We start from the raw sequence: 21,057 nt of genomic DNA, 5'->3' as shown, positions 1-21,057 counted from the left end.
CTTCGCGAGCCAGGCCCTGCCGGAGCTAGCCCGGCTCGGAGCTGCGCCCTGCCGAGACCCCGGCCCTCCCCCCGCCCCGCTCCAGGCTCAGGTCCCGGCGCATGCACACCCGTGGCCAGCGGGACAGCCCGTGGGCGGCCTCGCTGCGCTGGATCTCGCGGAGGCCGGGGGTCAGCTCGGCTTCGGTCAGGGTCCGGAAGCCGCACCGCGCGGCGTAGTACGGGGCGTTCCAGGCCACGTCGACGAAGGTGGTCAGGGTGAGCGCGGGGACGCCGTCGGCGGCGGCCCGCGCCGCGATGTGGTCGATCAGGGCCCGTCCCACGCCCCGGCGGGCGCTGTCGGGATGGACCGAGACCTGCTCGATATGGATGTTCCCGTCGACGGGGTCGGTGATCAGATACGCCACCACCCGGTCGGCGTCGTCCACCGCGACCCAGGCCCGTCCGGCGCGCTGGTAGCGGCTCAGCTCCTCCAGGCTCAGCGGCTCGTCATCGGCGATTTCTTCCATCCCGATGTCCCGGAAGCAAAGTCCGGCGGCGCGCTCTATGTCCTGGAGGACAGGGAGTTCTTCAATGGTGCTCGTTCGAATCCGCACCCCACCATCATCCTCCGAGCCGCCCGGACAAAGGCGTGCCCCCCACCGCCGTGGAGAGCACCCTTCGGCCGTTCCTTCACACGAACGCCAACAGACCGACGTCACCCCAATGACCTCGGCCTTTTCGCTGGCGGTGATCAAGAACTTACCAAGAACCTTGTGGTGGACGCCCGTTGAGGCGTCCATACCGGCCTTCTCACGGTGTCCTCGGCCTCCTCGCGGGCGCCCTCACGGTGTCCTCACGGTGTCCTCACGGTGTCCTCACCGGCACCCCCGCAGGTGTCCTCACCGCCGCCCTCACAAGTGTCCTCACCGGTGATCCCACGGCCCTCCCCCACCGGCCCCCCACAGGTGTCCTCACCGCCGCCCCACAGGTGTCCTCACCGGTGATCCCACGGCCGTCCCCCACCGCCCCCACGGATGCCCTCACCGGCTCCCCGCGTGCGCCCTCACCGGCGTCCTACCAGTGTCATCCCACCCGACACCCCCGGACGTCCTCACCCCTCGGCCGCGCCCTGGGCGATCGCCTCCTCGACCTCGCCCGTGCGCTCCGCCTCCTCCGCCGCGAAGCGCCGTTCGTCCAGCCGCTCCGCCAGCTCCTCGTCCTGGGACATCAGCTGGTCCAGGTTGCTGTCGCCGAGTTCCAGCACGCCCATGTCGACGTACGCCCGCTGGAGCCGCTCGCCCCAGAGCCCGATGTCCTTCACGCACGGGACGATCCGGCTGAACAGCAGCTTGCGGAACATGTGCAGGAACGGCGACCGCTCGCAGTACTCCTCGGCCTCGGCCTTGGGGATGCCCAGGTTCTCCAGCACCTCCACGCCGCGCAGCCGGTCGCGCATCACATAACAGCCCTCGATCACGAACTCCTCGCGCTCGCGCAGCTCCGCGTCGCTCAGCTGCCGGTAGTAGTCGCGCAGCGCCATCCGGCCGAAGGCGACGTGGCGGGCCTCGTCCTGCATGACGTAGGCGAGGATCTGCTGGGGCAGCGGTCTGTCGGTGGTGTCGCGGATGAGGCCGAAGGCGGCGAGCGCGAGGCCCTCGATGAGCACCTGCATGCCCAGGTAGGCCATGTCCCAGCGGGAGTCGCGGAGGGTGTCGCCGAGGAGGGTCCGCAGATCGCCGTTGATGGGGTACAGCGTGCCGATCTTGTCGCGCAGAAAGCGGCCGTAGAGCTCGGCGTGGCGCGCCTCGTCCATGGTCTGGGTCGCGGAGTAGAACTTCGCGTCGAGGTCGGGGGCGGACTCCACGATCCGGGCCGCGCACACCATCGCGCCCTGTTCACCGTGGAGGAACTGGCTGAATTGCCAGGCGGCGACGTGGTGTCGCAGCTCGCCCTTGTCCCGTTCGGTCATCCGGTCCCAGTGGCGGGTGCCGTGGAGGGCGAGCGACTCGTCCGGTGTGCCCAGCGGATCGTACGGGTCCACCTCCAGGTCCCAGTCGATCCGCTTGGCCGCGTCCCACTGCTTGTCCTTGCCCTTCTGGTAGAGGGCGAGCAGCCGGGCGCGGTGGTCGTCGTACTCCCAGCTGAACCGGGCGGCTCCGCCGGCCGGCACCTGCCACAGGGGGTCTCCGGGATCCATCGCGTAGAGCTCTTGCGCCGTCACCGACGCCTCCTTCGCCTCGCTCCCCCGTGAACGGATGCGTACTCGGCAGGCTCACACGTCCGTTACCCGCGGTCAATAAGACCCGCCAAGGGATTGACGGCCTTGCTGACGCGGAGTCTCATAAGAGGGTATCCGCCGGTAACAGTTCCCGCCGGCGCCTGTTCGAGCCATCAGTGAGGTGCCCTCAGCGATGACGACCACGACCGAACCGCCCGCGCTCCGGGACGCGCTCGGGCTGATCAAGGACCGCGAACGGGTGGCCGAGCGACTGCTCCAGTCCTCCGCCAAGCACTCCTTCGACCCCGACACCGAACTGGACTGGGACGCGCCGTTCGAACCCGGCAAGTGGTTCTGGCCGCCGGAGCTGGTCTCGCTGTACGACACGCCCATGTGGCGGCGGATGTCCGAGGAGCAGCGGGTGCTGCTGTCCCAGCACGAGGCCGCGGCCCTCGCCTCCCTGGGCATATGGTTCGAGATCATCCTGATCCAGCTGCTCACCCGGCACATTTACGACAAGGCCGCGACCAGCGCCCATGTGCGGTACGCGCTCACCGAGATCGCCGACGAGTGCCGCCACTCCAAGATGTTCGCGCGGCTGATCGCCAAGGGCGGCACCCCCGCCTATCCGGTCTCCCCGCTCCACCACAACCTGGGCCGGTTCTTCAAGACGTTCTCCACCACGCCCGGTTCCTTCACCGCGACCCTCCTCGGCGAGGAGATCCTGGACTGGATGCAGCGGCTGACCTTCCCCGACGAGCGGGTGCAGCCCCTGGTGCGCGGGGTGACCCGGATCCATGTGGTCGAGGAGGCACGCCATGTGCGGTACGCACGCGAGGAGCTGCGCCGCCAGATGCTGCGCGCGCCGCGCTGGGAGGCGGAGCTGACCCGGATCGGTTCGGGGGAGTTCGCCCGGATCTTCTCGCAGGCGTTCATCAACCCCAAGGTCTACACGGACGTGGGGCTCGACCGGCGCGCGGCCGTCGCTCAGGTACGGGCCAGCGCGCATCGGCGCGAGGTGATGCGCAACGGCGCCCGCAAGCTGACCGAATTCCTCGACGACGTCGGGGTGATGCGGGGTGTGGGCCGCCGGCTGTGGAAGAGCTCGGGGCTGCTGGCCTAGCGCCTCCTCGGGGGAGGCGTCCGGTTCGTACGGATAGGCGGTTACGCTGCCAGGCATGACGACAGGCAGCGGCACCGCTTCGGCACCCCCGGAGGCGACACCCTCGGCGGAGGCGAGCGCCGCCGCGCCCTCGACGGCGGAAGGCCCGGCCGACGAACGCCGGGCCGACGCGCAACCGGCTCCGCGCCCGGCCGACGCCCAACCGATCGACGCCCAACCGGACAACGCGCAACCGGCCGATACGCTACCGGCCCCGCGCCCGGCCGACGCACAGTCGCCTGGTGCGCGGCCGCTCGACACGAGGCCCGACGCGCGGTCGTCTGACGCGCAGTCGTCCGGCACGCAGGCATCGACCACGCAGCCGTCCGGCACGCAGGCATCGGCCACGCAGCCGCGCGACGATCCGACGCCCAGCGTCCCGACGCCCGACGCGCAGGCGCCGGGCGCGCAGCCGCCCGGCGCGCGCCGGGGGAGCTACCGCAGGCTGAGCGTCGAGGCGCGGCGGGCCGAACTCCTCGCCGCCGCACTCGACCTCTTCGCCCATCGCGCCCCCGAGGACGTGTCGCTGGACGATGTCGCCTCGGCCGCCGGCGCCTCCCGCCCCCTGGTCTACCGCTACTTCCCCGGCGGTAAGCAGCAGCTGTACGAGGCGGCGCTGCGCAGCGCCGCCGATGAGCTGGAACGGTGCTTCGAGGAGCCGCGGAGCGGTCCGCTCAGCGGTCGGCTGGGCCGGGTACTGGACCGCTATCTGGCCTTCGTGGACGAGCACGACGCCGGGTTCAGCGCGCTGTTGCAGAGCGGCAGCGTGGTCGAGACCTCGCGGACGAACGCGATCGTCGACGAGGTGCGACGTGCGGCGGCCGAGCAGATCCTGCTCCACCTGGCGGTCAAGAAGCCCGGCGCCCGGCTGCGGATGATGGTGCGCACCTGGATCACGGCCGTCGAGGCGGCCTCGCTGATCTGGCTGGACGAGGAGAAGCAGCCGCCGGTGGCGGAGCTGCGCGACTGGCTCGTGGACCATTTCGTCGCGCTGCTGACCGCCACCGCGGCCACCGATCCGCAGGCGGACCGGGTGATCCGGGCCGCGCTCGCGATGGAATCCGCCGAGGGCCCGGTCGGCCGGTTGGCCCGCCGCGTGGTGCCCGCGCTGGGCGAGGCGGGACATCTGCTGTGACGGATGCGGACCGCGGAGACGCGCGCCGCCGCCTGTGGGGCACGTGAACCAGCAGGTGCGCGCATCGCGGAACGTAGTCCGCCGCACGGAGCAAGGGCCCCGTCGCACGGCGTACGGGCCCACCGAGCAGAGCATGGGCCCGCAGGACTGCGCATGGGTCCGTCGCATGGAGCAATGGGCCCCGCACGGAGCACACGCCCGGGAGCACGCGCCCGCCGCACGGAGCACGCGCCCGCCTCGCGGGCATGGGTCCGTCGCATGAAGCATGGGTCCGCAGAACAGAGCGTGGGCCCGTGGGACCGAGCATGGACCCACCGCGCGGAACGTAGGCCCGCAGGGCGGGCGCGCGGACCGTGGGCCCGTGGAGCGGGCACGCGGAGCGTGGGCCTGCGGGACGGGCGCACAGAGCATGGGCCCGTGCAGCGGGGCGCGCGAAGCCTGTCGGTGGAGGCGAGGCACGCGGACCCTGCCAGCGGAGGCGAGGCGCCGGGACCCGGGCGATGCTGTGAGACTGGTGCGGTGAGAAGCGAGGAGACGCCCTTCGTGGGCGGGCCGCTGGACGGCCGGGTGCTGCCGGTGCTGGTCGGCCTCACGGGCCAGCCGCCGAAGACCTACGAGGTGCCGGTCGCGGACCAGGCCGGCGGGCCCCCGACGGTGTATGTCTATCGCCGGGTTCCGGCCGCCGCCTCCAAGCGGCTGGGCCTGATCCGGGGCTGGCGCTATGAGTACGACCCGGAGGGGAAACCGGGCGGCGGGCCGAAGTGGCCGTGGTCCAAGCCGAGCTGATGTCCCCGCCGGTCGGGTGACCGCATTCGTCCGACTCGCCCACAATTCTCCTGAAGATACGAACGTCATGCCACGATCCTGCTGAGCTGGACGCCGAACAGAGGCGTCACGGAGCCGGAGGTGAGTACGTGTCAGGACGGATCGTGGGCTCGGTCTGCGCGGCGGCGATCACCGCCGCCGCCGCGCTGGTGCCCGCCGTTCCGGCGGCCCAGGCGTCGGCCGCCCCCTCCCGCCCCGCCGACCGGTCCGTGTCCGAGCTGCTCACGCAGCTCAAGACGCTGTACCGGAAGGCCGAGGAGGCGACGGAGGCGTACAACGCGACCGAGGAGAAGCTGCGCAAGCAGCGCGCCAGGACCAGGGAGCTGACGGCCGAGCTGGTGCGCACCCGTACGGAGCTGGCCGACAGCCACGACGACGCGGGGCGGCTGGCCCGTCGGCAGTACCAGGGCCACAGCGCGCTCTCCCCCTACTCCTTCCTGCTGACCCTGCTCGCCCCCCACCCGGAGAACGCCGCCGACGAGGCGCGCGAGCTGGAGCGGGCGGCCGGACGCGAGGCAGCCCTGGTCGAACGGCTGACCAAGGGCGAGCGGCGCGCCGACACCGTCGCCACCCGGGCGCGGGCCGCGCTGGACAAACAGCTGTCCCTGGCCTCGAAGCGGAAGAAACAGCGGGACAAGGTGAAGAAGCGGCTCGACACCATCGAGAAGCTGCTCGCCGCGCTGAGCGCCCGCCAGATCGCCCAGGTGGCGCAACGCGAACGCCAGGAGACCGCCAAGGCGCAGCGCAAACTGATCGACTCCGGGGCACTCGGCACCGCAGGCGCCGCTGCCTCGCAGGGCGCCGCCGGTTCCCCCGCTGCCCCCACCGACAGCGGCAACGGCGCGGGTTCCGGGACCGGCACGGCCCCGGCGACCGGCGCCACCACGGCCCCCGGGAGCGGCCAGGATGCCCCGGCGGCTCCCGTCCCGACCCCGGAGGCCACCGGCACCGCGCCCCGGCCGCCCCGCCAGTCCCCCGGACGCCCGGGGACGGCATCGGCTGATGCCGGCAGACGGGCGCTCGCCTACGCCCTGAACCAGATCGGCAAGCCGTACGTCTGGGGTGCCGAGGGGCCGGACTCCTTCGACTGCTCGGGGCTGACCTCCACGGCGTGGGCGCGCGCCGGACGGATCATCCCGCGCACCAGCCAGGAGCAGTGGCGCCAGCTGCCACGGGTGCCGATCAGCCAGCTGCGCCCCGGCGATCTGGTGATCTACTACAAGGGAGCCAGCCATGTGGCGATGTACGCGGGCAACGGCCAGGTTGTCCAGGCGCCGCGCCCCGGCCAGCGGGTGAAGCTCTCCCCGCTCGCCTCCAATCCGATCCAGGGCGCGGTGCGCCCGGGTCGGCGCTGACGGCCCGGGTCGGCCGGACCGGTCCGGGTCGGCGCTGACGGCCCGGGGGCGACTGGGCCCAGTGTCAGCCGAGGGACCAGACGGCTGCGGCCTTCCCCGCGACCTCGTCACCGTCATCGTCATCGTCACGGTCACCGTCATCATCGTCGTCGTCAGGACCGGGCTCCCCCACGGCCCCACCAGGACCGGGCTCCCCCACGGCCCCACCAGGACCGGCGTTCCCCGCGGCCCCCTCACGACCGGCCCCCGCCGCGTCCCCGTCCCCTTCGACTTCCGCCGCGTCCCCGTCCCCTTCGGCCTCCGCCGCGTCCCCGTCCCGCTCGGCCTCCGCCCTGGCCTCCTCCAGAAAGGCCGCCGCCTTCTCCGGCTCGTACAAGAAGTCCTCGAAGCCGGAGGGGTCGTCGAAGCCGTTGGCGATGCGGTGGGCGACGGCGGGGAGGGTGACGCCCGCGCGCAAGAGGTCCGCGAGATGCTCCCGCGGCGGGGCCAGCATGGTGTTGGTCCACTTGGTGACGTGCCGCGCGGTCTGCCAGTAGCGGTCGAAGGTCGTCCGCATCCACTCCTCGTCGAACGGCCGGTCGCCGTGCTCGAGGATGCTCTCCAGGTAGACCGCCGCGCACTTGGCGGCGGAGTTGGAGCCCTGGCCGGTGATCGGGTCGTTGGCGACCACGACGTCGGCGACCCCCAGGACCAGCCCGCCGCCCGGCAGCCGCCCCACCGGGTCGCGTACGGTCGGGGTGTAGCCCCCGGTCAGCGTGGCGCCCGCGTCGGTCAGCTCGACCTTGGTGGCACGGGCGTACTCCCAGGGGGTGAACCGCTCCATCAGCTCCAGGGTGCGCTCCAGGTGCTCCGAGGGGTCGGTGATGCCCCGGAAGACGTCGGCCGGGCCGCCCGGGACGCATTCCCAGAAGAGGATGTCGGCGCGGCCGGTGAGGGTGAGCGCGGGCATCACGAACAGCTCGCCGACACCGGGGACGATGTTGCAGCGCACCGCCTCGACGTCGGGGTGTTCGGGGCGCGGGCCGAGGCCGTGAACATAGGCGACCGCGAGGGAGCGCCGCGGGGTGTCGTACGGGGAACGGGCGGCGTCCCGGCCGAAGAGCGAGCCCAGTTCGCCCTTGCCCGCGGCCACCAGCGCCAGATCGTACCTCCTGGTGAGGAAGTCCAGGTCGGAGACGGCGGCGCCGTGGATGACCACCTGGCCGCCGCGCTGCTCGAACGCCTCCATCCAGCCGGCCATCTTGATCCGCTGGTCGACCGACTGGGCCCAGCCGTCGAGCCGGCCGACCCAGTCGACGGCCCGGGGGTGGCCCTGGGGAGTCGGCGGCCCGGCGACGGATATGCCGAGTCCCTCGACCCGCGGCGCCAGCTCCTCCCAGAAGTTGAGCCCCAGGTCGCGCTCGTGTCCCAGCGCGGTGCGGAACATGCACTGGGTGGACATCACCCGTCCGCCGCGGATCTCATCGGCCGTCCGGTTGGACATCAGCGTGATCTCGTACCCCTGGGACTGCAGGCCGAGAGCGAGTTGGAGGCCGGACTGACCGGCGCCCACGATGAGTATCGTCCGCATGGCTGTCGACTCTCCCTCACGCTCGGGCCAAAGGGCGGAACAGAGCGTTCCATCCCGCGAGCGGAGCCGAGGTTACGTCACTCGGGCGAGACGTCAACCGCGTGCCTCACCAGCGCCAGCAGCGCGTCCACGACCGAGATCCGCTGCCGGGCGTCCATCCTCACCACGGGCACGGTGGGGGCCACGGAGAGCGCCTCCCGTACGTCCTCGGGCTGGTAGACCGGCGTTCCCTCGAAGTGGTTGACCGCCACCACGTACGGCAGTCCGAGGCTTTCGAAGTAGTCCAGCGCCGGGAAGCTGTCGTCCAGGCGCCGGGTGTCGACCATCACCACGGCGCCGATGGCCCCGCGCATCAGGTCGTCCCACATGAACCAGAACCGCTGCTGACCGGGGGTGCCGAAGAGATAGAGGACCAGATCGTTCTCCAGCGTGATCCGGCCGAAGTCCATCGCGACGGTGGTGGTCAGCTTCTCCGGAGTCGCCTCCAGGTCGTCCACACTCTCGCTGGCCTGCGTCATCAGCGCCTCGGTCTGCAGCGGAGTGATCTCCGAAACCGCGCCGACGAAGGTCGTCTTGCCGACGCCGAACCCTCCCGCTATCACGATCTTGGTGGCGATCGGCGCGCGGGAGCGGTCCGTCTGCCACCTCTGGAGCACCTCCTCGGCCCCGGGTATCCCGGCCCGGGGTATCTCCGACGTCGCCGGCGGGGTCGCCGTCATCGTCTCAGAGCCTGCGAAGTCCACTGAGCACCCTTTCGAGCAACGCGCGGTCCGGCTGGCCGGGGCCCCGCCCGGTGCCGTAGACGCGGATCTTTCCCTGGTCGGCCAGGTCGCTGAGCAGGACGCGCACCACACCGAGTGGGATCTTGAGCATCGCGGAGACCTCCGCGACGGAGCGCATCCTGCGGCACAGTTCGATGATCGCCCGGATCTCCGGCAGCATCCGGGAGTTCAACCCATTGGGGGCCGGGTCGAGCCGTCCGTCCGGAGACTCCAGCGACGCCACGAAGGTCTCCACCAGCAGCACATGGCCGGAACGGGTGCGACCGCCGGTGAGTGAGTACGGACGTACGCGAGCGGGTTTACGGGCGGGTCGGCCGGACCCGGCGGCCGTCACTGTGCGGACTCCAGCGACCTGCGTAGTTCATTGCGCAGTTCGGGGGTGAGCACATGCCCGGCCCGGCCCACGAACAGCGCCATGTGATAGGCGACGACGGTCATGTCGCAGTCGGCGGTGGCGTGCACCCCCAGCAGCGAGCCGTCGCTGATCGACATGACGAACAGACTGCCCTCGTCCATCGCCACCATCGTCTGCTTGACACCGCCGCCGTCCATCAGCTTCGCCGCGCCGAGCGTGAGGCTGCCGAGCCCCGAGACGATCGTCGCGAGATCCGCGCTGGAACCCTTCGGGCCGTCCTGTGCTGTCGGATCGGCCGGCGCGGCGGCATAGTGCCGCGCGTCGGAGGAGAGCAGCATCAGCCCGTCGGTCGAGACGACCACGACCGAGCGGACGCCCGGGACCTCCTCGACCAGGTTCGACAGCAACCAGTGCAGATTACGGGCCTCGCGACTCAACCCGTAGGTACTACTGGGCGCATTCACCCGCGTGCCTCCTCAACCGTGCCACCCTCGTTCTGCGCCCCCGTTTGCCCTGCTGCTCCCCCGGTCCGCCGCGCGGCCTCGCCGCGGGCGGCGATCTCGGCGGCGGCGTCGCGGCGTCCCTCGCGGGCGCCGCGCTGGAAGCCACCGAGCCGGTGCCGCAGTTCCTCCGCGCTCACCGAGCCGGTCCGCTCGCGCGGCTCCGGCTCCCGGAGCGACAGGCTCCTGGTCCTCGGCGTGCGCTTCGGAAGCCCCTTGTCGGTGCGCGGCGCCTCGTCCTCGGGACTGGCGTGCTGGTCGGGGCCGATGGCGTACGGATCGGCGGGAGCCGACACACCGTCCGTCGCCGAACCGCCTCGCGCTGCCGAGCCGCTGCCCTTCGCCGGGCCGCGTTCTGCCGCGGAGCCGCTTTGCGCGGTTGGGCCGCGTTCTGCCGCCGAGCCGCTTTCCGATGTCGGGCGGCCTTGCGCTGCCGGACCGCCTCGGACCGCGAAGCCGCCTCGCGCTGCCGGGCCGCGTTCTGCCGCCAAGCCGCTTTCCGCTGTCGGGCCGCTTTCCGCTGTCGGGCCGCTCTTCGCCGTCGGGCCGCCTCGGACTGCTGAGCCACCTCGAACCGCCGGGCCGCGTTCCTCCGGCAGAGCGTCTCGGGCCGCCGGACCGCTTTCTGCCGCCAGACCGCCTCGGACCGCCGAGCCGCTTTCTGCCGCCGGACCGCCTCGGACCGCCGAACCGCTGCCCATTGCCGAGCCGCGTTCTGCCGGGGCGGCCTGTGCCGGGCCGCTGTCGGCCGGGCCCCAGGCATCGGCGCCCACCGGGCGTATGCCGTGGCTGCCGAACCGCCACTCGTGGTCCTCGCGGTCGTCACCGCCCACGCGGTAGTCGCGACCCGCGCGGCCGCCACTGGCGTCACGGTCACCGCCCTTGTCACGGCCGCCGAGGTTCTCGCGGTCCTCGCGATCGTGCTGCCTCTCGGGATCGTCGTGACGCTCGCGGCCCTCGTGGCTATCACGGCTGCCGTGGCTATCACGGCTGCCGTGGCTCTCGCGATGGAGGGTCAGTTCCATCGTCCGCTCGACGGCGGGCACCTCCGGCTCCCCAGCCTCGGATGCTCGCGCCGGAGCCGAGTCGTCCGCGTCCTGCCGCGCGCCGTCCTGCCCGGAGGCCCGGGTGGACTTGGGGACGCGCTTGGGCAGGGCGGGCAGCGCACCGCCGGTCCCCGGGCTCGGATGGCCGCGCGGCGGTGTGGGTTCCATGCGGTAGTCGTCGTCACGGACGGCGTCCGCGGCCTGCCCCCACCGCTCACCGGAGACCGCCCAGGGGGCGGCCGACTCCGGAGCAAGGGCGGCCTCGACGGGCCCGGCCTCGCCCGGCCCGGCCTCGTCCGAAGCGGGCCCGACGGGCGCGGCCTCGGGGCCGAGCGCGGCCTCGGGCTCAACCGCGGACGCGGCCATGGGCTCACCGGCGGGGTCCGCCTCGGCGGCCCTGAGCGCGGGGTCGGTGGCCCTGTGCGCGGAGTCCGGCTCCGTGCCCGGCCCGCCTCCGGGTACACCCGGCACGCCCGACACGCCTTCCGATACACCCGGCCCGCCTGCCGGTACGCCCGATCCGCCTGGCCCGCCTCCGGGTACGCCCGGCCCGCCCGACACGCCTCCCGGTGCACCCAGCGTCGCCGACGCGCCCGGCCCGTCCGGCTCACCACGCCCGCCCGGCTCGCCACGCCCGTCCGACTCGCCACGCCCGCCCGGTTCGGTCGGCGGCCCGGCGTCGGCGTTCGTCTCCGGCCCGGCGTCGGCGTTCGTCTCCGGGCCGGGGGCGTCCTCCGGCTCCTGGGCGGCCGTACGGGTCTGCCCCGGCAGCGTGTTGGAGTTCGCCTCGGCCTCCGAGCCCGGGAAGGACGACAGTCCGGTGGAGCCGAACGTCGCCCCGACGCCCACCGGCGGCGCGGGCGGCAGCCCGGCGCCGGGCGGACCGGCCGGAAGGATCTTCGTCGGGAGGACGACCACGGCCGCCACCCCGCCCGGCTGCTGCTCGCGCAGCTGGACCCGGATGCCGTGGCGCGCGGCGAGCCGGGTCACCACGTACAGCCCGAGGCCCAGCGGGTCCTCCGGCTGCGGGCCCTGGCAGTACTCCGGCACCGGGTCGGCGAGCCGGTCGTTCAGCTCGATGAAGCGCTCGGGCGTCATGCCGATGCCCTCGTCCTGGACGGAGAGCATGACCTCGCCGGTCTCCAGGAGCCAGCCGGAGACCTGGACCGGGGCGTCCGGCGGTGAAAACGATGTCGCGTTCTCCAGGAGCTCGGCGACCAGGTGGCTGACGCTGTCCGCGGCGTACCCGGCGACCTGGGCGTGCGGCGGCAGCGCCTGGATCTGCACCCGGTCGTACCGCTCGACCTCGCTGATCGAGGCCCGCAGCACATCCAGCAGCGGCACCGGCCCCGGATGGGTGGCCTTGTGCTCGGAGCCCGCGATGACCAGGAGGTTCTCACCGTAGCGGCGCATTCCGGTGGCCAGGTGGTCGAGCTGGAAGAGCGTCTCGAGGCGGTCGGGGTCCTGCTCCCGCTCCTCCAGGGACTCGATGATGGCGAGCTGGCGCTCGATCAGGCCCAGCGAGCGCAGCGCGAGGCTGACGAAGCTGCCGTGGACCCGGGCGCGCAGCCCCTCCAGCCGGGTGGCGACCGCGTCCCGCTCGGCGCGCAGCCCGTCCCGCTCATCGGCCAGCCGCTGCCGCTCGCCGACGAGCCGGGTGCGCTCCTTGCCGAGTTCGGCCACGCGCTGGGACGTCCGCGCGGCCTTGGCGTGCAGCTCGTTGATCGCCCGTACGGCGTCCGCGAACTCGTCGTCGCGGCCCTTGTACGCGATCGGTTCCTCCGCCGCCGGATCGGCCGCGACCCGCCGGGCGCCGAGCCGCAGCGCGGCCAGCGGCCGGGTCATCGAGCGGGCGCTGTGCACACTGACGCCGAGGGCGAACAGCAGCGCGGCGCCGACGATGCCGATGCGCACCTCGAGGTCGGTGACCGCGTCGTCCCGCAGCCGCGCGAGATGGGCCGCCTCGGAGGAGGCCAGCGAGGACTGGGCGCCGCGCATCCGGTCGATCCGCGCGTTCAGACCGGATTCGACGCGGTCCTCGTTCAGGAAGAAGTCGTTGCCCGCGAGGCGGCTCTGGTCGGTGAGCCGGGCGATGTAGCGCTCGGCGGCGGTGACCTCGGTGCCGTTGACGGTGTGGTCGTAGGCCTCGCGGGTGGAGGACGGGGCGAGCTGCTCGAAGTCGGCGAGCGCGGACTGTTCGCGGAGGTTGGTCCGCTGGGCGGCCGAGACCAGCGCGTCCTGGCTGCCGCCCCCGTCGAGCGCGGCCAGCAGCAGCCCGCGGGTGGCGGACGCCTCCTCCACCGCGCGGCCGAGCGGGGCCAGCGCGGCGGTGGCGCCGGAGTCGGCGTCGGCCGGGAGCCCCCGGACGAGAGTGTCGGCGATCCCGTTCAGCGCCTGGACGGCCTTGGTGTACGAGGTGAAGGCGTCGAGGGCCGAACCCTTGCCGGTCAGCGCCTGCTGCCGCAGCTCGGGGAGGTCGTCGAGGAGCCGCCGGACCGGGGCCGGGACGTCCGGCCGCACCTCCCGGATCCGGCGGTCGACCCGGGCCCGCATGTCCTCGGAGACCCCGCCGCCGGAGGCGGTGGTACGCCCGGCCGCGACATACCGGGTCATGGCGTCGCGCTCGTCGGCGAGGGCGTGGGCGAGGGTCACCGCGCCGCGGTTGGTCTCCGCGAGGTCGACGAGGTGCTGGGCGTCGGTGGTGTCATCGAGGGCGAGCAGGACGGCGGGGGCCCCGGCCGCGAGGACGGCGACGGAGACCAGGGCGACGGACACGGTGAGTCGACGGCGGACGCGTGCGGTGTGCCGTCGCGACATCGCCCCGTCCTGGCGTGGCTCGCCGACCGCATCGCGCGTGGTGCCCCGAAGCCGTTTCTTCCGCACCGGTGCTCACAATCCATTCTCGCCCGACCGCTCTGGGGACCAGAGGTGACGACGGATCAACAATTGTGTTTCCCCACCTCTGGTAGGGATTCCGACCCTTTCAGGACGGGTCTGGGGCGGGCACACATCACCCGCCCGGCCACCCGAACGAGTGAACCCCATTGCGTAGTTGACCACCAACTTTGACTCCGGGCCATACCCTCCCCCCGCCTTCCACGGATTGGTAAAGACCTCGGCGCCCTGACAGGATGCGCACCCGCAGCTTCCCAGAAGTGTCAATCCCTCCCCAAACAGGCGGCGGAGAAACCGGACGCGACCTTGGTACGAACCAATACCGGCCGGGCCACCGCGAGCGCGGTGATCGACGGCGGTCGGGCAGACTGAGGGAATGCGCATCGAACTCGCGACCGCCCCCGGCGATCACGCATACCCCAATGAGGACTACGTCTCAGTAGCCCTCCCGGCCTCGGGGGGCGGCGGTGCGCTGGTGGTCCTGGACGGGGTGACCCCGCCCGAGGGCGACGACGGATGTGTCCACGGCGTGAGCTGGTTCACCGCGCGGCTCGGCGGATCGCTGCTCGAACTGTCCGGTTCACGCCGGGATATGCCCCTGACAAGCTGTCTCTCCGAGGCGATCGCGCGGACCGCCGCGTCTCATGGTTCAACGTGTGACCTTTCTCACCCTCTCACCCCGCAGGCGACCGCCGTCGCGGCCCGCTGGGACGCCGACCGGATCGAGTATCTCGTGCTCTCCGACTCGGTGTTGCTCGTCGAGCTGATCCACGACGGGGTGACACCGCTCCTGGACGACCGCATCGACCGGCTGCGGGCCGAGGGCCGGCGGCTCGCCCCGCTGCGCAACGCGGAGGGCGGCTTCTTCACCGCCGCGGCCGACCCCGGAGTCTCCGGCAAGGCGGTCACCGGGGAGTTCCGGCGCGACGAGGTACGGGCGCTGGCGGCGCTCACCGACGGGGCGTCGCGCTGGGTGGAGCTGTTCGGCGAGGGCGACTGGACCGAATGCTTCGCGCTGCTGCGCAAGGAGGGCCCACAGGCGCTGATCGACCGGGTGCGGGCGGCGGAGCACGCCGATCCGGACGGTACGGCCTTCCCCAGGGGCAAGACCCATGACGACGCCGCCGCGATCTTCGTGGAGCCGTGACCGGCGGAGCCCTGACCGGCGTCGCGGGCGCGCGGTGGCGCGGGCGCGCGTTCCGGCGGTGGCGCGGGCACGCGGTGACGCGATGACGCGGCGCGAGGCGGCACGTTCCCGCGGGCGCTACGGCGCCGGGGGGGGCGACGCGGTGACGCGATGACACCGGCACGAGGCGGCACGTTCCCGGGGTGACATGGCGCGCCGTAGCGCGGTGGCGCGGCCACGGTCCGAGCGCCTACGCGAGGTAACACCTACACGAGGTAACGCGTACGCAAGGTAACGCCTACGGAAGGCAATGCGTGCACAAGGTAACCCCTACGCGAGGTAACACCTGCCCGGGACGGCGCCGTCACAGGTGGCGCGTCCACAGGGTGACGCGGGCACGGACCAGGGCGCCGCCACCGGGTAGCGCGGTTGCCACGTCCGCGTCGCCGGATGCGCGGGGCTCGCCGATCCTGACGTATATGAGCGCCCTACTCCTGTGCCGCACGCGCCGTCTGACCGGAATCGTCGGCCTCCTGCTCCGCGTTCAACCGGTGCAGCAGCCTGGCGAGTTCGGCGACCTCGCTGCGCTCCCACGCGGCGAGGCGGCGGGCGTAGCGCGCCCGCCGGGCGCCCCGTACGGCGCGGAAGCGGCTGCGGCCCTCCTCGGTCAACTCCACCAGGAAGGCGCGGCCGTCGGCCGGATCGGGCGTCCGCGTCACCAGGCCGAGCCCCTCCAGGCCGCGGAGCTGGCGGCTCATCGTGGCCTTTCCGACGCCGACAAAGCCCGCGAGATCGGTGGCGCGCTGCGGACCCGCGTCCTCCAGCCGCATCAGCAGCCCATAGGCGGCGGATTCCAGCTCGGGATGGACCTCCCGGGCCAATTCCCCGGAAGCGGCGCGGGCTCTGCGGAGGAAAACCGCCAATTCGCGTTCCAGGGCCAGGAACGCATGGTCCACACCGATTCCCCCCACGGTGCCGCCCTCACCCTGCTCGGGGGGCAATGCCCCGTTGTTGTGCACGTCAGAGCCCTCTCCGAGTTTTCACATCGTGAAAGTTTCCACCAGGCGCGGTTGTTGCCGCAGCTCCACCAGTATTTCGCAGGATTAGACCATCGGCACCACACGCTCCCCCTTCCGCGCGCCTATCTACGCCCGTAGCGTCATCCCTGTCATGGTCATTCCAATCGGATGTCCCTCTCCCCCCACCGAGGCTTCGGAGGCAACGCCATGCCCGAGCACAGACCTGGTTCGGCCCGACGCGCCCTCAGCGCGCTGATCGGTATGCTCGCCGCTCTCCTCGCCATGACCTTCGCACTGCCCGGTTCGGCATTTGCCGCACAGGGCAGGGGCGACCAGGCCATTCCCCATCCCGAGGACGACTGGGCGGGTTCCCAGATACTCAAGCACGAGGGCGGACCCACGGCCGGGGACGAGCCGACCGGGGACGAGCCGTCCGGGCTGCTCGCCACCGTCGAGGGCGTGGACGTCAGCGGCCATCAAGGCAATGTCAACTGGACCACGCTGTGGAGCAGCGGCGTCCGGTTCGCCTATGTCAAGGCGACCGAGGGCACCAGCTACATCAACCCGTACTTCGCGCAGCAGTACAACGGCTCGTACAACGTCGGCATGATCCGCGGCGCGTACCACTTCGCCCTGCCGGGCAACTCGACCGGCGCCGCACAGGCCAACTACTTCGTCGACCACGGCGGCGGCTGGTCCAAGGACGGCAAGACGCTGCCCGGCGCGCTCGACATGGAGTACAACCCCTACGGCGCGACCTGCTACGGGCTGAGCACCAGTGCGATGGTCAACTGGATCAAGGACTTCAGCAACACCTACAAGGCGCGCACCGGCCGCGACCCCGTGATCTACACCTCCACCAGCTGGTGGAAGACCTGCACGGGCAACTCCGCCGCCTTCGGCGCCATCAACCCCCTGTGGATCCCGCGCTACGGCTCGTCCGTCGGCGAGCTTCCGGCGGGCTGGGGCTTCCACACCATCTGGCAGTACACCTCCTCGGGCCCGACGGTCGGCGACCACGACCAGTTCAACGGCGCCCTGGACCGGCTGCAGGCCCTCGCCAACGGCTGAGCCCGCGCCTTCCCCCCCACCCGACAGGTCTGTCCGGTGCGCTGCCGAAGCCACCGGACAGCCTGTCCGCCTCGATGACTTCCATGACGGCCCCGGCGGCCGCCGCTCCCCGAGGTCAGTCGCGGGGGAACTCGTCGGTCCTGAGCGTCAGGCCGACGGCGGTGTCGGTCAGGTCGAGGTCCTTCCCGAACGCCACGGACACCTCGGTGAGGTACTCACCGTCCTTGGGTTCGGTGAACAGACGGCACCTGCCGGTGTACGGGTCGACGATCAGATAGACGGGGACCCCGGCCCGCGCATAGGTGGCCTTCTTCGAGCCGTAGTCATTGGCACCCGTGCGCTTCGAGATCACCTCGACGACACATTCGACGTCCCGGTAGCCCCAGCGCCCCTTGGCGTCCTTGACGGCCCCCTCGGCGATCAGTGTCACATCGGTCGCGAAACCATTCAGATAGCCGGGGTAGTCGATACGGACGTCCGACTTGATCCGCTTGCGCGGGTGGCGCGTCCGCAACTGGTCGTAGATGTCCGCGATGATGTCCCAGTGGGTGTCCCGCTGCGGCGACATGAAGATGTTCCCCTCGACAATCTCGACCTTGGTTCCCTCGGGGATGGGCATCTTCTCGAGCGCCTCGAACATCGCGTCCAAGGTGAGCTCGTCGCTGCTGTCGGCCATCTCGGTCCTGTCAGTGTCGAGCCGGTCAATCTCCATGACGGTCACCGCGCCGCTCCTCCCCGCCGCACGCCGAACGCATACGGCCGGTTAGTCCAACGATACGCACGGCCGACAGGTCACGCGTGGCCCGGAACCCCGTTCGACACGGGGCCCCGGGCCACGGCGCTCCCGGCAGCGTCCGTCACGCCGCTGCCGGAACCTCGGGGGCTGCCGACCGGGCGGGTTCCAGGGCCAGCTCCAGGACCCGGCGGACGTCGGAGACCGGGTGGACGTCGAGCTTGTCCAGGACCTCGGCGGGGACGTCGTCCAGATCGGGTTCGTTGCGCTTGGGGATGATCACGGTGGTCACCCCGGCCCGGTGCGCCGCCAGCAGCTTCTGCTTGACGCCGCCGATGGGCAGCACCCGTCCGGTCAGGGACACCTCGCCCGTCATCGCCACGTCGGGACGCACCTGGCGGCCGGAGAGCAGCGAGGCCAGCGCGGTGGTCATGGTGATGCCCGCGCTCGGGCCGTCCTTGGGCACCGCGCCCGCCGGGACGTGGAGGTGGACGCCGCGCTCCTTCAGGTCGCCGACCGGCAGCTCCAGCTCCGCGCCGTGGGAGCGCAGGAAGGAGAGCGCGATCTGGGCGGACTCCTTCATGACGTCGCCGAGCTGACCGGTGAGCGTCAGCCCCGCGCCGCCCGTCTCCGGGTCGGCCAGCGACGCCTCCACGAACAGCACGTCACCGCCGGCTCCCGTGACCGCGAGCCCGGTCGCCACGCCGGGGACGGCGGTGCGGCGCTCGGCCGGGTCCTGGGCGGACTCGGGGGTGTGGTGCGGCCGGCCGATCAGCGGGCGCAGCTCCGGCACGCCGATGGCGAAGGGGAGTTCGCGCTCGCCGAGCTCGTGCTGCGCGGCCACCTTGCGCAGCAGCCGGGCGATGGACCGCTCCAGGGTCCGCACGCCCGCCTCGCGGGTGTACTCGCCCGCCAGCTTGCGCAGCGCCTCGTCCGCCACCGTGACCTCGCCCGGCTCCAGCCCGGCCCGCTCCAGCTGCCGGGGCAGCAGGTGGTCACGGGCGATGGTGACCTTCTCGTCCTCGGTGTAGCCGTCCAGGCGCACCAGCTCCATCCGGTCCAGGAGCGCCTCCGGGATGGCCTCCAGGACGTTGGCGGTGGCGAGGAAGACCACGTCGCTCAGGTCGAGTTCGACCTCCAGGTAGTGGTCGCGGAAGGTGTGGTTCTGCGCCGGGTCCAGGACCTCCAGCAGGGCCGCGGCCGGGTCGCCGCGGAAGTCGGAGCCCACCTTGTCGATCTCGTCGAGGAGGACGACGGGGTTCATGGAACCCGCCTCCTTGATGGCCCGTACGACCCGGCCGGGCAGCGCGCCCACATAGGTGCGCCGGTGGCCGCGGATCTCCGCCTCGTCGCGGACGCCGCCGAGCGCGACCCGGACGAACTTCCGCCCCATCGCGCGGGCGACGCTCTCGCCCAGGCTGGTCTTGCCCACACCGGGCGGGCCCACCAGGGCGAGCACCGCGCCGCCGCGCCGGCCGCCGACGACGCCGAGGCCCCGGTCGGCGCGGCGCTTGCGCACCGCCAGGTACTCGGTGATCCGCTCCTTGACGTCCTCCAGGCCCGCGTGATCGGCGTCGAGCACGGCCTTGGCGCCCTGGATGTCGTACGCGTCCTCGGTGCGCTCGTTCCAGGGCAGCTCCAGAACGGTGTCCAGCCAGGTGCGGATCCAGCTGCCCTCGGGGCTCTGGTCGCTGGCCCGCTCCAGCTTGTCGACCTCCTTCAGGGCGGCCTCGCGGACCTTGTCCGGCAGGTCGGCGGCCTCGACACGGGCCCGGTAGTCGCCGGATTCGTCCTCGGGGTCGCCGTTGAGCTCGGCGAGCTCCTTACGGACCGCCTCCAGCTGGCGCCGCAGCAGGAACTCGCGCTGCTGCTTGTCGACGCCTTCCTGGACGTCCTTGGCGATCGACTCGGCGACGTCCTGCTCGGCGAGGTGGTCGCTCAGCCAGGTGACGGCGAGCTTGAGCCGGGCCACCGGGTCGGCGGTCTCCAGCAGCTCGACGCGCTGGGCCACGGTCAGGAAGGGCGAGTATCCGGAGTTGTCGGCGAGCTGCGAGACGTCGTCGATCTGCTGCACCCGGTCCACGACCTGCCAGGCGCCGCGCTTGCGCAGCCAGCTGGTGGCCAGCGCCTTGTACTCCTTTATCAGTTCGGTGACGGCACCGGGCAGCGGGTCGGGCACGACCTCCTCGACCGTGGTCCCCTCCACCCACAGGGCCGCCCCGGGCCCGGTGGTCCCGGCCCCGATGCGGACTCGCCGCACACCGCGGATGAGCGCGCCGGGGTCGCCGTCGGAGAGCCGGCCCACCTGCTCGACGGTGCCGAGCGTGCCGATACCGGCGTAGGTGCCGTCGACGCGCGGGACCAGCAGCACCTTCGGCTTGCCGCCGCCGCTTCCGCTGGAGCGGGCGGCGGCCTGGGCGGCCTCCACCGCGGCGCGCACCTCGGTATCGGAAAGGTCCAGCGGCACCACCATGCCGGGCAGCACCACCTCGTCGTCGAGAGGCAGCACGGGCAGGGTGAGCGGTGTGGACAGCGAAGCCATGATCTCCCCTTCGGCAGGCAACTTGAGTCGGCTGGACTCAAAGAATCAATGCCCACTCAATGCACGGAAGGGCCTCGGGTGTTCCCGGACGGTCGTTCGCTGTGAGCGAAGCGGCGTCCGGCGCCGTCGCCGCCCTGTCGCCGCGGGCACCCCCCGGCGCTCCGCCGGACATACGGCCAGCAGACGACGCCGATCAGCAGGGCGAGCGTGTGGCCCCACTGGGTGAGCGGATCGAAGTCGACGAGGCCACCGGCGACGAGCGCGACGACCGTCCCGCCGAGCAGCGCCCACCGCCACCGGGGCGACAGCAGCCCGGCGAGCGCGGCGGCACAGGCGACCAGCCCGTAGCTGACCCCGTAGTCGAGACGGCGCAGCGAACTGCCCGGGAGATGCCCGACGGCGACCGAGAGCGCCACCGGGAGCTCGGTGAGCAGCGTCGCCAGCACATGGCCGAGCAGGAACACCCCGGCGGTGCGCGCCCCGCCGACGCGCCGCTCCAGCGCGCCGAGTACCAGGGGGAACAGGACCAGGTACGGCGAGGTGATCCCGCCCACCGCCCACAACGCGCTGACCAGCAGCGACAGCAGCGGCCGCTGGGAGAGGTGGGACACGTCGGTGCTGGAGGCCGCGAGCAGATCGTGCACGGTGCCGGGGTCGGCGAGGCGTGCGTAAAGGCCGGTGCCGAGCAGCACCAGCGTGTAGCAGAGGGTGAACGGCAGGCCGATGAGCGTACGCGTCGGCG

Annotated in this window: 16 protein-coding genes and 1 pseudogene; 6 read left to right on the top strand and 11 right to left on the bottom strand. The window is 72.2% G+C overall.

Going from position 1 to position 21,057, the window contains the following annotated elements:
• Positions 1-25: 25 nt before the first annotated feature.
• The gene (locus AXW62_RS14060; RefSeq protein WP_244503062.1) at positions 26-595 is read right to left on the bottom strand and encodes a GNAT family N-acetyltransferase; all 570 of its coding nucleotides are present in this window, start codon (positions 593-595) and stop codon (positions 26-28) included.
• Between the two features lie 497 nt (positions 596-1,092).
• Positions 1,093-2,178: a ferritin-like domain-containing protein gene (locus tag AXW62_RS14055; RefSeq protein WP_370682909.1), complete on the bottom strand. Its 1,086-nt coding sequence runs from the start codon at positions 2,176-2,178 to the stop codon at positions 1,093-1,095.
• Positions 2,179-2,392: 214 nt separating this feature from the next.
• Between AXW62_RS14055 and AXW62_RS14050 the strand changes: the two genes are divergently transcribed.
• From AXW62_RS14050 to AXW62_RS14035, 4 genes are all read left to right on the top strand, one after another.
• Positions 2,393-3,322, top strand: a complete 930-nt coding sequence (locus tag AXW62_RS14050) for an AurF N-oxygenase family protein (RefSeq protein WP_107406286.1) — start codon at positions 2,393-2,395, stop codon at positions 3,320-3,322.
• A gap of 484 nt (positions 3,323-3,806) precedes the next feature.
• The gene (locus AXW62_RS14045) at positions 3,807-4,496 is read left to right on the top strand and encodes a TetR/AcrR family transcriptional regulator (RefSeq protein ID WP_060944849.1); all 690 of its coding nucleotides are present in this window, start codon (positions 3,807-3,809) and stop codon (positions 4,494-4,496) included.
• Between the two features lie 519 nt (positions 4,497-5,015).
• A complete protein-coding gene (locus AXW62_RS14040) occupies positions 5,016-5,282 on the top strand; it encodes a DUF8847 domain-containing protein (RefSeq protein ID WP_030823277.1) in 267 nt (88 codons plus the stop codon).
• A gap of 128 nt (positions 5,283-5,410) precedes the next feature.
• On the top strand, positions 5,411-6,676 hold the full coding sequence (locus tag AXW62_RS14035; RefSeq protein ID WP_060944818.1) for a C40 family peptidase: 1,266 nt from the start codon (positions 5,411-5,413) through the stop codon (positions 6,674-6,676).
• Between the two features lie 343 nt (positions 6,677-7,019).
• On the opposite strand, the pseudogene AXW62_RS14030 reads toward AXW62_RS14035, so the two are convergent.
• The 5 genes and pseudogenes from AXW62_RS14030 to AXW62_RS14010 all read right to left on the bottom strand — a co-directional run.
• A pseudogene (locus AXW62_RS14030) lies at positions 7,020-8,246 on the bottom strand (styrene monooxygenase/indole monooxygenase family protein); the annotation flags it as partial.
• Between the two features lie 77 nt (positions 8,247-8,323).
• Complete coding sequence (locus AXW62_RS14025; protein WP_030823268.1) at positions 8,324-8,965, bottom strand: GTP-binding protein; 642 nt, start codon at positions 8,963-8,965, stop codon at positions 8,324-8,326.
• A gap of 4 nt (positions 8,966-8,969) precedes the next feature.
• The gene (locus AXW62_RS14020; RefSeq protein ID WP_060944817.1) at positions 8,970-9,362 is read right to left on the bottom strand and encodes a DUF742 domain-containing protein; all 393 of its coding nucleotides are present in this window, start codon (positions 9,360-9,362) and stop codon (positions 8,970-8,972) included.
• Complete coding sequence (locus AXW62_RS14015; RefSeq protein ID WP_078961708.1) at positions 9,359-9,847, bottom strand: roadblock/LC7 domain-containing protein; 489 nt, start codon at positions 9,845-9,847, stop codon at positions 9,359-9,361. Before AXW62_RS14015 ends, AXW62_RS14020 begins: the two co-directional genes overlap by 4 nt.
• Positions 9,844-13,746 carry a sensor histidine kinase gene (locus AXW62_RS14010; RefSeq protein ID WP_252368600.1) on the bottom strand — a complete coding sequence of 1,301 codons (3,903 nt, stop codon included), beginning with the start codon at positions 13,744-13,746 and terminating at the stop codon, positions 9,844-9,846. The genes AXW62_RS14015 and AXW62_RS14010 overlap by 4 nt, the downstream gene beginning before the upstream one ends.
• 454 nt (positions 13,747-14,200) lie before the next feature.
• Here AXW62_RS14010 and AXW62_RS14005 point away from each other — a divergent pair, with 454 nt between their 5' ends.
• Positions 14,201-14,971, top strand: a complete 771-nt coding sequence (locus AXW62_RS14005) for a hypothetical protein (protein ID WP_060944815.1) — start codon at positions 14,201-14,203, stop codon at positions 14,969-14,971.
• Positions 14,972-15,438: 467 nt separating this feature from the next.
• Here the strand turns inward: AXW62_RS14005 and AXW62_RS14000 are convergent, their stop codons facing one another.
• Complete coding sequence (locus AXW62_RS14000; RefSeq protein ID WP_173669811.1) at positions 15,439-15,969, bottom strand: MarR family winged helix-turn-helix transcriptional regulator; 531 nt, start codon at positions 15,967-15,969, stop codon at positions 15,439-15,441.
• Positions 15,970-16,176: 207 nt separating this feature from the next.
• Here AXW62_RS14000 and AXW62_RS13995 point away from each other — a divergent pair, with 207 nt between their 5' ends.
• Complete coding sequence (locus AXW62_RS13995; RefSeq protein WP_060944814.1) at positions 16,177-17,040, top strand: lysozyme; 864 nt, start codon at positions 16,177-16,179, stop codon at positions 17,038-17,040.
• A 115-nt stretch (positions 17,041-17,155) separates the two neighbouring features.
• On the opposite strand, the gene AXW62_RS13990 is transcribed toward AXW62_RS13995, so the two are convergent.
• The 3 genes from AXW62_RS13990 to AXW62_RS13980 form a co-directional block, all read right to left on the bottom strand.
• A complete protein-coding gene (locus tag AXW62_RS13990; protein WP_060944813.1) occupies positions 17,156-17,761 on the bottom strand; it encodes a Uma2 family endonuclease in 606 nt (201 codons plus the stop codon).
• Between the two features lie 136 nt (positions 17,762-17,897).
• Positions 17,898-20,315 (bottom strand): endopeptidase La, encoded by a 2,418-nt coding sequence (lon, locus tag AXW62_RS13985; RefSeq protein ID WP_060944812.1) that lies wholly within the window; start codon positions 20,313-20,315, stop codon positions 17,898-17,900.
• Between the two features lie 56 nt (positions 20,316-20,371).
• Positions 20,372-21,057: rhomboid-like protein (locus AXW62_RS13980; protein ID WP_252368599.1), on the bottom strand; the 686-nt coding region annotated here is incomplete at its 5' end.

Origin of the sequence: Streptomyces hygroscopicus subsp. hygroscopicus (genome assembly GCF_001553455.1) — a bacterium.
GTDB classification, from domain to species: Bacteria; Actinomycetota; Actinomycetes; order Streptomycetales; family Streptomycetaceae; genus Streptomyces; species Streptomyces hygroscopicus.
This window is presented reverse-complemented; position numbering and strand designations above follow the sequence as displayed.